Source organism: Arthrobacter sp. P1_C12_2 (assembly GCF_056406415.1).
This window is the reverse complement of the sequence record NZ_JBFUAF010000004.1, coordinates 190,405-203,120: the sequence shown is the minus strand read 5'-3', so window position 1 is coordinate 203,120 and position 12,716 is coordinate 190,405. Positions and strand designations below refer to the sequence as shown.

The 12,716-nt window shown below is 66.2% G+C and carries 9 protein-coding genes; 8 read left to right on the top strand and 1 reads right to left on the bottom strand.

Annotation, left to right across the window (positions count from 1 at the left end; translation table 11 throughout):
• The first annotated feature begins 260 nt into the window (after positions 1-260).
• The 4 genes from AC1DZQ_RS06755 (at position 261) to AC1DZQ_RS06740 (ending at position 8,019) form a co-directional block, all read left to right on the top strand.
• On the top strand, positions 261-3,455 hold the full coding sequence (locus tag AC1DZQ_RS06755) for an efflux RND transporter permease subunit (protein WP_476962783.1): 3,195 nt from the start codon (positions 261-263) through the stop codon (positions 3,453-3,455).
• Entirely contained in the window at positions 3,452-3,919 is a 468-nt protein-coding gene (locus AC1DZQ_RS06750) for a hypothetical protein (protein ID WP_476962782.1), read from the top strand. The genes AC1DZQ_RS06755 and AC1DZQ_RS06750 overlap by 4 nt, the downstream gene beginning before the upstream one ends.
• Before the next feature lies 1 nt (position 3,920).
• A complete protein-coding gene (locus AC1DZQ_RS06745) occupies positions 3,921-7,061 on the top strand; it encodes an efflux RND transporter permease subunit (RefSeq protein ID WP_476962781.1) in 3,141 nt (1,046 codons plus the stop codon).
• Between the two features lie 64 nt (positions 7,062-7,125).
• Entirely contained in the window at positions 7,126-8,019 is an 894-nt protein-coding gene (locus AC1DZQ_RS06740; protein ID WP_476962780.1) for a hypothetical protein, read from the top strand.
• A 15-nt stretch (positions 8,020-8,034) separates the two neighbouring features.
• On the opposite strand, the gene AC1DZQ_RS06735 is transcribed toward AC1DZQ_RS06740, so the two are convergent.
• Positions 8,035-9,120: a serine hydrolase gene (locus AC1DZQ_RS06735; protein ID WP_476962779.1), complete on the bottom strand. Its 1,086-nt coding sequence runs from the start codon at positions 9,118-9,120 to the stop codon at positions 8,035-8,037.
• Between the two features lie 341 nt (positions 9,121-9,461).
• Between AC1DZQ_RS06735 and AC1DZQ_RS06730 the strand changes: the two genes are divergently transcribed.
• Genes AC1DZQ_RS06730 through AC1DZQ_RS06715 form a run of 4 tightly spaced genes read left to right on the top strand, consistent with a single transcriptional unit; the run spans position 9,462 to position 12,628 of the window.
• A complete protein-coding gene (locus AC1DZQ_RS06730; protein WP_476962778.1) occupies positions 9,462-10,196 on the top strand; it encodes a phosphatase PAP2 family protein in 735 nt (244 codons plus the stop codon).
• A 2-nt stretch (positions 10,197-10,198) separates the two neighbouring features.
• Positions 10,199-10,945 carry a DedA family protein gene (locus tag AC1DZQ_RS06725; protein WP_476962834.1) on the top strand — a complete coding sequence of 249 codons (747 nt, stop codon included), beginning with the start codon at positions 10,199-10,201 and terminating at the stop codon, positions 10,943-10,945.
• A gap of 5 nt (positions 10,946-10,950) precedes the next feature.
• Positions 10,951-11,628: a response regulator transcription factor gene (locus AC1DZQ_RS06720; RefSeq protein WP_476962777.1), complete on the top strand. Its 678-nt coding sequence runs from the start codon at positions 10,951-10,953 to the stop codon at positions 11,626-11,628.
• Positions 11,621-12,628 carry a sensor histidine kinase gene (locus AC1DZQ_RS06715; protein ID WP_476962776.1) on the top strand — a complete coding sequence of 336 codons (1,008 nt, stop codon included), beginning with the start codon at positions 11,621-11,623 and terminating at the stop codon, positions 12,626-12,628. The genes AC1DZQ_RS06720 and AC1DZQ_RS06715 overlap by 8 nt, the downstream gene beginning before the upstream one ends.
• Positions 12,629-12,716 lie beyond the last annotated feature (88 nt).

Sequence of the window (12,716 nt, the reverse complement as noted above, 5' to 3'; positions counted from 1 at the left end):
CCGAAGATCATTATGACTCTTGACGGTGGGGGGCGCCATGGCCTTGGATTGAGGAGCCGTGCCGTGAACACCAACCGGGCATTTTTCACAGCAATAAAAGCATTCAGCACCCTTTTCCCCGAGTTCGGTTCAACCGCCGGACCACGTCGCCCGCTCTCCTCACATTCCGGGCCCGTCGGCCCGGGCCACCGGCGACGCCGACGCGATGGCCGCAGTTCTGCGGGCCCAAGCAACACGGTGGAACCTGCGGGGTACCGGCCATGATGGGCGCAATAATCCGGTGGGTTCTGCAGTTCCGGATCCTGGTCCTGGCAGCGGCCGCGGGAATTCTGGCCCTCGGGCTCACCAGCCTGCCGAGCATGTCCGTGGACGCCTTCCCGGAATTTGCCCCGCCCCAAGTGGAGATCCAGACCGAAGCCCTGGGACTCTCTGCCGCCGAGGTTGAGCAGCTCATCACCTCACCCATGGAAGCCGACCTGCTCAACGGGGTCGCCTGGGTGGAGGCCATCAGGTCCAAATCCGTGCCGGGCCTGTCCTCGATACAGATGGTATTCAAGCCGGGGACCGACCTCTTCCGCGCACGCCAACTGGTTTCGGAACGGCTGACCCAGGCACGCGCACTGCCCAATGTTTCGGCGGCGCCGGTGCTGATGCAGCCGCTGTCCTCGACCAGCCGGGTCATGATGATCCGGCTGACCTCCAAGGACATGTCGGCCATCGACATGTCCGTCCTGGCCCGCTGGACCATGAAGCCCGGGCTCCTGGCCGTGCCAGGCGTCGCCAACGTGGCGATCTGGGGCCAGCGCGACCAGCAGCTTCAAGTCCTGGTGGATCCGGCGAAGCTCGAAGCCAAGGGCGTCACGCTGGACGAAATCATCAAGACGACCGGCAACTCCGTGTGGGTCTCGCCGCTGAGCTACCTGGAGGCTTCCACGCCCGGCACCGGCGGCTTCTTCGAGACGGGCCACCAGCGGATCGGCGTCCAGCACGTCCTGCCGATCACCACCCCGGAGGATCTGGGCCAGGTCCCCATCGAGGGCCCGGCGGGCCATCTCCTGCTCAAAGACGTGGCCACGGTGTCAACAGACCACCAGCCGCTGATCGGCGACGCCCTGCTGAGCAAGGAAGCCGAGTTGCTGCTGGTCATCGAGAAATTCCCGGAGACCAACACGATGGACGTGACCCGGGGCGTTGACGAGGCCCTGCACGCACTCCAGCCCGGCCTGCCCGGGGTCGCGATCGATACCAGTGTCTACCGGCAGGCGTCCTTTATCGACGAAGAGACCGGGACGCTCGGCGCCGCCCTGCTGGTGACGCTGCTGCTCATTGTCGCCTTGTTTGGGGCCTTCTTCCGCTCCTGGCGCACCGCCGTGATCAGCCTCATTACGATCCCGGTGTCGCTGACCGCGGCGGCGCTGGTGCTCGATTGGCGCGGCACCGGGATGAACACCATGGTCATGGCCGGCCTGGTGCTGGCCCTGGCGGTCATCGTGGGAGACGTCGCGGAAGACCTCAGCGGCATCGCCCGGGCACGGCGGGAAGAGACCAGAACCCGGCCCGAAACTGCCGACGGCGGGACGGAGTCCACGCCGGCACAAGATGGGAAGCCGCGCGATTCAGTGATCCCGGGCGCCCTGCGGGCAGTCCGCACGCCAATGCTCTACTCACTGCTGATCATGGCGTTGGCCCTCACGCCCGCGCTGTTCATCCCGGGTGAGAACGGTGCCCTGTTCGGACCCCTGGTCCAGAGCTACCTGATCGCACTGGTTGTCTCGATGATCGTCGCCATCACCGTCACGGCTGCCCTCGCGTTCGTCCTTCCTGCCGCTTCCAAGGCCCCGGAGCGACGGTCCCTCAGGCGGCTTGAAGGCGCTTACGGCCGGTACGTGAAGCGTTTGGCCGGGAAAACCCGGTGGGTATTCGCCGCCGCCGCGGTTGTGGCGCTGGCCGGGCTGGCGCTCGCACCCCAGTTGGCCGGGACCCATCCCGTGGTGCCCGTCCTGGCGGACAAGACGCTGGTGGTGCACTGGAGCGCGATAGCCGGCACCTCGGACCAGGAAATGAGCCGCATCACCGAGGCGGCAGCCGACGAACTGCGCGCGGTGCCGGGGGTCGCCAACGTTGGAGGACACATCGGGCGCGCGATCACCTCCGATCAGGTCGGCGACGTCAGCTCCGGCGAGCTCTGGGTGACGGTGGCCCCCGACGCGTCATACGCCGACACGGCCACCGCCGTCGACCGCGTGATTGCCGGCTACGCGGGCCTGACCAGCAAAGTCTCCACCTATCCGCAGGAACGCATCGACCAGATCCGGGAAGAAGCCGACAGCGGCTTTGCCGTCCGGGTCTTCGGACTCGACCCGACGATCCTGCGGCAGAAGGCGGCGGAGGTCCAAACAATCCTGGAGCACACGGCCGGAGTGGCTAATGCCCACGTCGACCTGCCCGCCGAACAGCCGATCGCCGAAGTCAAGGTGGACCTCGCCGCGGCCCAAAAGGCCGGCGTCGTCCCCGGCGACGTCCGCCGCGCGGCTGCCGCCCTGCTGCAGGGCATCGAAGTCGGCAACCTCTACGAACAGCAGAAAGTCTTCTCCGTCATCGTGAAGGGTGCCGCGGCCACCCGCAGCAGCCTGGACAGCGTCCGCAACCTGATCATCGACACCCCCAACGGCGGGCACGCCCGCCTCGGCGACATCGCGCAGGTGACCATGGTCGGGAACGAGTCCGTGATCCTGCACGATGACACTTCGCGCCGCATCGATGTGAAAGCCGAGATCCAGGGACGCCCGCTGGGCGATATCCAGCGTGACATCAACGCGAGCCTGCAGCAGATGCAGTTCCCGATGTCCTACCACGCGGAGATCCTCACCCAGTACGCCCAGCAGCAAAGCAATTACCAGTGGCTCTGGCTGCTCGCGGCGGTTGCCGCGGCCGGCATCCTGGTGCTGCTACAAACGGCAACGGGGAGTTGGCGGCTCGCCGCTCCGCTCTTCCTGGGCCTGATCCTGGCACTGTCCGGCGGTGTGCTGGCCGCCCAGGCCACGGGCGGCGTCAACGCGCTGGTCGCCCTGGTCGCCTTCGCCGCAGTCCTGGGAATCGCCGTCCGCGGCGCCCTCCTGCTGACAGGCCAGGTTCGGAGCCTGCGGGCAACGGATGCTTCGGCACCCTGGCCTGCGCTGGTGGTCCGCGGAACCAAGGACAGGCTGGGACCCGTCCTGATGTCGACCGTAATAACGGCACTGGCGCTGTTGCCCCTGGTCCTCCTGGGCGGCGTCGTTGGAACGGAAATTATCCTGCCGCTTGCCGTGATCATCTGGGGCGGCCTGCTGACAACAACCTTCTTCACCCTGTTTGTTGTGCCCGCTGTGCTGCTTCGGTTCGAGCCGAAGCGAGCACCCAGCGCGCGGACCGGCCAGGGCGCCGCTGCATCAACTGAAAGCCAGGATGCGTCATGAACTCGACACTTTCGCCGCGGGGCAACAAGGTCGCGGTTTTCATCATTGCGCTGTTCGTGACAGTATTCACGGCGCTCTCCGCCACAGGTTGCGCCCAGGCGCCGGAGGCCGCACCGTCCGAAGGCGAACCGGCGGCGATCGCTGAAGTCCCCGGCACGGATCTTCACCGGCTCACCCTCACCGACCACGCCGTCGAACGGGTCGGGATCGCGACGGCTGTCATTGCAGTGGATCCCCAGACCGGGAAGCTCACGGTCCCCTACGGGGCCATACTGTACGACAGCTCGGGCAAGGCGTGGGTCTACACCAACCCTGAGCCTCGGGTCTACGTCCGCCAGGCCATCACGGTCCAGCGCATCAACGGCGAAGTTGCCGTCCTGACGGACGGACCGCCGGCCGGGACCGTGGTAGTCACGACAGGCGCGGAGGAACTTCTCGGCACCGAATTCGATACGGCCGAGTGACATGCGCTGGCTCATCGGAATCAGCCTCCGTTTCAGGACGGTTGTTGTCGCCCTCGCGTGCGCCGTAATGCTGCTGGGTTCCCTGCAATTGGGCGCCGCATCCGTGGATGTCTTCCCGGAATTCGCCCCGCCACGCGTGGAAATCCAGACCGCATGCCTCGGATTGACCGCCCAGGAAGTCGAGGAGCTCGTCAGTGTGCCCATCGAGGCCGCCGTGAGCGGCATGCCGGGCCTGGACGAGATACGGTCCAAGTCCGTACCTCAGCTGTCCTCGATCGTGCTGCTCTTCCATCAGGGCACTGACCTGCTCAACGCCCGTCAGCTTGTATCGGAACGGATGGCTTCGGTGACCGCGGCGCTGCCCACGTGGGCGGCCCCGCCGGTGATGCTGCAGCCGCTGTCCGCGACCAGCCGCGTGATGAAGATCGGTATGACGTCGTCGGAACATTCGCTCATCGAAATGTCCATGCTGTCCTACTGGACCATCCGGGCCCGGCTGCTGAGGGTCCCCGGGGTGGCCAACGTGGCCATCTGGGGCGAGCGGCTCCAGATGCTGCAGGTCCAGGTGGAACCTGACAAGCTCAAGGCCCAGAACGTCTCCCTCAACCAGGTCATGGAAGTCACCGCCGGCGCCCTCGACGCCGGGCTGCTGAAGTACTCGCCCGGACGCTTCATCGGCACGGGCGGCTTCATCGACAGTCCGAGCCAGAGGATGGGGGTCCGCCACGTCCAGCCGATCCAGACTCCCGCGGATCTGGCCCAGGTGACCATTCGGGAAAAGGACGGCGTGGCGCTGCATCTGGGCGATGTTGCCCAGGTTGTTGAGGATCATCAGCCGCTGATTGGTGATGCCGTGATCAACAACGGGCACGGGCTCATGCTGATCGTCGAGAAGCTGCCCTGGGGCAACACACTGGACGTGACCAAGGGCGTGGAGGAGGCCCTCCACGAGCTGCAGCCGGGTTTGAGCGGTATCAACTTCGACACCACGATCTTCCGCCCCGCCAGCTTCGTTGAGGAGGCGATCTCCAATCTCAGCATCGCGCTGTTGCTGGGCTGCCTGCTGGTGGTCATGATCCTCGTCGCGTTCCTGTTCCAATGGCGCACTGCCCTGATCAGCATCATCGCCATTCCGCTGTCCCTGCTCACAGCCGCACTGGTGCTCTACTTCACGTCGAGTTCGATCAACACGATGGTCCTCGCGGGGCTGGTCATTGCGGTGGGCGTCGTGGTCGATGACGCGATCATCGACGTCGAGAACATCATGCGCCGGCTCCGGCAGCGCCGCGCGCGGGGCAGTGACGAATCCGCGGCATCAGTGGTCCTGAAAGCTTCGCTCGAAATGCGGAGCCCGATCGTTTACGCGACCCTGATCATTGTGGTCGCCGCTGTACCGATTTTCTTCCTGGACGGACTGACCGGCGTCTTCTTCCGGCCACTGGCCGTCTCCTACACCCTGGCTGTCCTTGCCTCCATGCTCGTGGCGCTGACAGTGACGCCGGCCCTTGCCCTGATTCTGCTGGGCAACGCCAAACTGGAAGAACGCGATGCGCCGCTGGTCCGTGTGCTCAAACGCGGCTACCACGCCGCCCTGTCCAAGGCCATGAACCGGCCCCGAATCGGCTACGCAGGCTTTGGCGTCCTGGCGGTCGTGGGCCTGGTCCTGGCTCCCCTGATGGGTTCGTCCCTGTTCCCCACGTTCAAGGAAAGGGACTTCCTGATGCACTGGATCTCGGAACCGGGAACCTCCGCCGCGGAAGAGTTCAGGATCTCCCAGCGCGGCTGCGAGGAATTCCTCAAGGTCCCCGGCGTCCTGAACTGCGGAACGCACATCGGGCAGGCATTCGCGGCCGACGAGATCGTCGGTGTCAATGCCGGCGAACACTGGATCAGCATCGACCGCCACGCCGACTACGACGAGACAGTGGCCGCTGTGGAGGAAGTGGTCAAAGGCTACCCGGGGCTGCACCGTGACGTCCAGACCTATCTTAAGGAGCGGATTGAAGAGGTCATCACTGGCGCCAGCGAGCCCATCCTGGTCCGGGTCTACGGAGACGACCTCAACGTGCTCCGGGAACAGGCGCAACGGGTCAAGACAATCATGGACTCGATCCAGGGAACCCAAAACCCGCATGTCTCCCTCGAGGTGGAAGTCCCCCAGATCGCCGTGAAGGTTGACCTGGCCGCGGCGCAGAAGTACGGCCTCAAACCGGGCGACGTCCGCCGTGCTGCCGCGACACTCGTGGCAGGTGAGGAAGTCGGCGACGTCTTCCGGGACGGCCGGGCCTACGACGTCCAGGTATGGAGCACCCCGGCCACCCGCTCATCCGTCACCGCCATCGAGGATCTGCCCATCGATACGCCCAGTGGAACGCGGGTTCGCCTCGCCGACGTCGCCGACGTGAGCCTGCAGGCGACGCCGAACCAGATCGACCGCACCAACGGATCCCGCCGTGTGGAGGTGGGATCCTTCCTGGCCGACGGAGCGGACTTGGGAACCGTGGCCGGTGAGTTGAAGTCGCGGCTGGAGAGCCTGGAGCTCCCCACCGGCTATAGCGTGCAGCTGCTCGGCGAATACACCGAACGCGAGGCGGCAACGAACCGCCTGATGATCTACTCCGCGGCGGCACTTGTCCTGATTCTCCTGCTGCTGCAGGCGTCCTTCCGCAGCTGGCGGCTGGCAGTCCTGTCGCTGCTGACGCTGCCCGTAGCCCTGGTGGGCGGGGTCATAGCCGCCTTCATGACCGGCGGAGTCCTGTCCCTCGGGTCCCTCGTTGGCTTCCTCACAGTGATGGGGATCGCTGCGCGCAACGGCATCCTGCTGATCAACCACTGCCAGCATCTGGAAACCTATGAAGGCCAAACCTTCGGCCGCGCCCTGGTGATGCGCGGGGCGGCGGAGCGGCTCTCGCCGATTCTCATGACCACCCTGGCCACCGCGCTGGCCCTGGTACCCCTGGTTGTCATGGGCAACATCCCGGGCCATGAAATTGAACACCCCATGGCCGTCGTCATCCTGGGCGGCCTGGTCACCTCCACCCTGCTCAATCTGTTCATCGTGCCCTCGCTCTATCTCCGGTTCGCCAAGTCCAGGAAGACCCGTGAGAGGGAAGGCGCTGCCGCCGGGCCGGTGACCGTTTGACCGCGGCCAGAGGCCGTCCCGGCCCCCAAGGAACCCAGCAAGGAACGCCTCAGAGGAATGTACGATGATCCGCAAAAGCATTGCCGTAGTCAGTTCTCTCGTGGCATTGCCGCTGTCACTCTTCATAGCCAGCGCCGCCCAGGCCGGCACCGGCCCCGCCCAGGCCGGCGCCGCGACCGACTGCGGCCCGGGCTCGCTCCCCGACTTTAAGGCGGGACATTTCCCGGACGAGCCGAAGGTGGATAACACCTGGCTACCCATGAAACCGGGAACCCGATCCGAGTTCACCGGCCGCGTCACAGACCTCACCACGAGCCCGCCGGAGGTGCACGCACACCGCGTGGTGTCAATCGTGACGGGCCTGACAAAGGTGGTGGATGGAGTTCGCACGGTTGTCCTGTGGGACCGCGACTATTCCGACGGTGTCCTTGAAGAATCCGAACTGGCCTTCTTTGCCCAAACCAGGAAGGGGGCGGTCTGGCTATTGGGCGAGTACCCGGAGGAGCTTGAATCAGGCAAATTTGCCGGTGCCCCCAGCACGTTCATCGCCGGGGTCGACAAGGCGCGGGCCGGCATTGCCATGTTGGGTCATCCCTCCAAAGGATTTGGCCCCTATACGGAGGGGTCAGCGCCCTCGATTGATTTCCTGGACTGCGGCCAGGTGGTGAGCCGGAAAGCCAATATTCTGAAGATCGACGAGTTCAACCCCCTCGAAGGGCCATCGGCCGGCCATCAGCAGAAGTACTACCGCGCCGGACAGGGGAACTTCAAAGTAACGGCCTCCGGTGGGGACAGCCAGGAAGTCCTGGACCTCGACTCCACAACGACGCTGGATGCGGCTGCCCTGGCCGCCGTCAACAAGCGGGCCCTGGCGCAGGACCGTCACGGCTATGAGGTCAGCCCTGACGTCTACGGCACCACCGAAAGGGCCACCGAAAGGTCCTGTGCCCGGTCCTGAAGACCAATGGCACTCTCAGAACAACGCGGCGGTCACAGTCCGGGTGAGCTGCTGAATGATCTGGGTACGGGGGCCCATATCCGAGTAATTTTTGCCGCGGGTGTACACGACGAACACGAAGGCCCGGCCGCCCCTGTCCAGGACACTGGCGTCATGCAGGTTTCCGAACAGCAGCCCATACTTATGGTGAATCCCTACCCCGGGCGGAACCGCAGGCGGGATCAGTGTCTCAAAGTTGGTGTTCTGCATATAGGACAAGAGCTGGGCGGTGTTGCGCGCATTGAGCAGCTTTCCCGTGTAGAGCAGATGGAGGGTCCTGGCCATTTCTGCGGGGGTCAGCAGGTTCACTGTGCGGTCATAGGTGATCCCGATCGACGCGGCGTAATCCGTGATGCCCCGCTGGCCAACCGCCCGCAGGATCAGCGCCCACGAATCGTTGTTGCTCTGCTGGACCATCTGGCGGATCTGGGCGCCGGCCGTCGAGGCGCCCATCGGGGCCGTCAGCGAGGCGCGGCCGGTCTCCACGAGGTGGTAATACGCCGACGCGGCCAGGATCTTTGCCGTGCTGGCGGCCACAAACTTGTCCTGGGCCCCATAGCCGTGGACCACGCCGTCGGAGATATCGATCAAGGACACCCCCAGGGCATAGGCACTGTTGGCCGCGATGATCGCGTTGATCTGGCTGTCCAGTTCGGGATCAATGGCCGGGACCGCGACGGCAGGCACGGCGGGGAGCTCAGCGGGCTTCGCGGCGGGCGCCGGGACGGTGGTCGCCACGGGCGAAGCAGTTGCGGGCAGGTCAGATGCCGTCGGAGCTGTCCGGCCGGCATCGGCGGCTGACGGCGTCGCCGCAGCGGCCGGCGGGTCAGCCGGTAGCCCTGCCTGGACGCCTGCATACACGCCGCCGGCAGCTACAAGTGCAAGTGCGACGGCGGCCGCCGTCAGATACTGCCGCCGGATCCTCCCCTCGCGCCGGGCGAGGGACCGCGGGCCGGGCTGGGATCCGTCGCTTGTCCGGTGCCCGCCGGAGCGGTAGTGGCGCGGCGTCGGCTCAGGCATCCGGACCGGCCCTGGGCTGGTGTTCGAATCGTTCGCAGGCATCGTACTTCCCCGAAGGTGACTGACCGCGGTGGGGCCATAGGTTCCCTGCATTGTTCCCGCTTGCGGCTTCCCGCGCAAGGGCACGTATTCGAGAATAAGTGCGTCTGCCCTGCAAAGCCGCGGCGTACTCTGGAGGAAACGTCAGGAGCGGAGATGCGGAAAATCATCCTGGCGACACCTCGGCACAGCACTTCTTAAGCGTTTCTTAACAGCCTGGCGGAAGAGTGGGAGCAGGCGCCTGTCCGGGCGCTTGTCCCGAGCCGGAGGATCCCATGACTGGACCCGCCCCTGTTAGACGCGATGCAGCACCAAGCCGCGATGGAGCACTTAGCCGTCCGGCCATGCGTCCCGACGCCGTCCGTCCCACCGCGGCACCGCGGTTGTGGGCCCTCCCCCAGGTCCGGCACTGGTTAGTGCTGGGCGTCCTGTTGTCCGCTGCCGTCGTGGCACTGGGCCTGGCGGCGCAGCTGACGCCGGGCTATAGCGCCACCGAACTCGGGGTCGACCAGGACCTGAGCCACCACCATGTCGCCGCCCTTACCGCCGTCGCGATGGCGCTGAATGTCGTCTTTGGCCCGGTGGCAGGTCTCTCGCTGATTGGCGCCGCTGCGCTCTGCATCTGGTTGTTCCGTGGCGGCCTGGTCAAGGCGCTCGCTTTCGGCCTCGTGGCAACTTCCGGCTGGGTGGCGAGTGAATTCTTCAAGATCATCGTGGCCCGCCAGCGGCCCAACCCCGCCCTGCTGTTCGATCCCCTGGCTCCGGAAACCGGCTCCGACAGTTTCCCCAGCGGCCACGTGTCCTTTGCGGTGGCACTCGGCTTCGCGCTGTACTTCCTGGCCCGGGGAACCCGCTGGGCCAAGATCGCCGCCTTCGGTGCGGCAGCGCTGGCACTCGTCGTCGCCTGGTCGCGGCTGTATATCGGCGTCCACTACCCCACCGATGTCGCGGCGTCGTTCCTGGCCGCGAGCGCCGCGGTGGTCCTGCTTACGGGACTCTGGAACCTTGTGGCGCCGCGGGTCGCGGATCGACTTGGTGCCTCTTCCGGCGTCCGGCCGCTAAGTATTGAGGAGAAATGAGCATGCCCGTCTTGGACGTCTTTGCCTTCCTGCCGGCCGCCCACGCCGCCGGTACGCCCTCACTGCTGGACCCGGCAAGCCTGCTCGCCGGGCTGGGCCCGGCCGCTTTGGGCGTCATCGCGCTCATGGTCTTCATCGAATCGGGCGTGCTCTTTCCCTTCCTGCCCGGGGACTCGCTGCTGTTCACCGCAGGCCTTCTGCACCAGCAGTTGCACCTGACGCTGCCGGTGCTGATCGGCGTCGTCACCGCGGCTGCCGTCGCTGGGGACCAGGTCGGCTACATGCTGGGACGGAAATTTGGCCGGCGATGGTTCAAGGACGATGCCCGGATCCTGAAGACGGCACACCTGAGCACTACGGAGGACTTCTTCCGCCGCCACGGCGGGGCCGCCGTCGTGCTGGCCCGCTTCGTCCCCATGGTCAGGACGTTTGCTCCGCTTACCGCCGGGATCGCGCGCTATGAGTACAAGTCCTTCACCCTGTGGAATGTCGCCGGCGCGGCGGCGTGGGCCGTCTCCGTGACGATGCTTGGCACCTGGTTGGGACACTTTGACATCGTCGCCAAGAATATTGACGTCATCGCCGTCGCCATGGTCCTCATCTCCGTCGTGCCGTGGGTGGTGCAGCTCCTCAAGCGCCGCCGCAACAGCCGCGGCGCAGCCGCAGTAGCCTCAGTCGCAGCGGCAAGCGACACGGCCGCGGGAACCGGGGACGGACTGCGGACTGAGGAAATGGCCGCGGAAGAATAGCTGACATGACTACTGCTGACCGCCCGTCCCTGCTGCTCGTCGAGGACGACGCCGTTCTGGGACCGCTCATCGCCGAGCTCCTGGACCCGGACTACCGGGTCCAGTTGGTCACCAACGGCCGTGATGGCCTCCACCAGGGGCTGACCGGGAGCTGGGACGTCATGGTGGTCGACCGCGGGCTGCCTTTCATGGACGGCATCGCCCTCATCGCGGCTTTGCGGTCGAAAGGCATTGCCACGCCCATCCTGATCCTGACCGCGCTGGGCGATGCCGACGAAAAGGTCAGGGGCCTTGACGCCGGCGCCAACGATTATGTGACCAAGCCGTTCGACGCCGGTGAACTGGCAGCACGCCTGCGCGCACTGACGCGGACCTTCCCTCCCTCGGCCCCGGCACCGGTGGCGATCGGGGACTGGGAACTGGACCCGACCCAGCGTTCCGTCCGTTCCGTCTACGGGCAAACGGTGTCGCTGACCGCGAAGGAAGGCCAACTGCTGGCAGCCCTGGCCGCGGAACCGGACCGCGTCTTCACCCGGGACGAGCTCCTCGCGGCGTGCTTCAACGTCTCGGAGCAGCCCGGCGTGATCGATACCTATGTTCATCACCTGCGCCGGAAAATCTCCAAAGCCGTGATCCGCACGGTGCACGGCCTCGGATACCAGATAGGCGATGCGCATGAGTGAGGGCGGGCCCGCCGGCGGAAATCCGGACCACTCCATCCTCCGCAGGGCCTCCCTCAAGGTCGCGCTGCGGATCAGCGCCGCGTGCGCGGTCATGGTTCTCGGGCTCCTCGCGGCCACGGCGCTGTACCTCATGAATCAACTGGCCCATCCCGAAGTGCCGGGCTCGGCAGCGGCCGGAACGGCCTTCGCGTACCTGGATTCCAAGGATGTCCTCGAAGCCATGGTCATCGCCGGGGTGGCAGGAATCCTGCTGGCCGGCATCGTCGGGTGGCTCAGCGCGCGCAGCGCCATCCGTCCCCTCGGTGACGCACTGGCCAGGCAGCGGCGCTTCGTCCAGGACGCCAGCCACGAATTGCGTACCCCCTTGACCATCCTGGACACCAGGATCCAGCTGGCCCAGCGCAACACCGTGCCCGGTTCCAGGCAGAGCCAGGATCTGGCCCGGATCCGGGAGGACGCCGCGACGCTGACCGGGATTGTCAACGAACTGCTCCTCGCAGCGACCGCGGCGGCCCCGGACCGCTCCGCACCGCCTGCCGACCTTGCCGACGCTGCCGCCAGCGTCGCCGGGAGCCTCCAGCCGGTGGCAGAGCAGCGGAAGGTGCGCCTGGATTTCTCCGCCGATGCCCGGCCGCTGGCCCGGATCGAGAAGAATGCGCTGCGCCGTGCCGTGCTGGCCTTGGCGGACAACGCGCTGGCCCACACGCCTCCGGGCGGCCACGTGTCCATCACGACCTCTGTCGAGCACAGACGCGCCGTGATCACCGTCGCGGACTCGGGGACCGGAATCACCGGCGTCGATCAGGCCCGGATCTTTGACCGGTTCGTGAGGACCGCCGGCAACGGCAGCTCACAGGGACAGCGGAGCTTTGGCATCGGCCTGGCCTTGGTCCGTGAGATTGCCGTCGCTGCCGGCGGCACCGTGGAGGTGGCCGCGACGGGCGACGAGGGAACCGTCATGAAGTTGACGCTTCCGCTCAGTGGGAGCGGGAATCCCTGAGGATCCTGTGCCGGGGAAAGACGCCCACCCGGATCCCGGATCCCCGACGGCGGAGACAGGAAAGACCGGCGATCGATTGCCCCCAAGG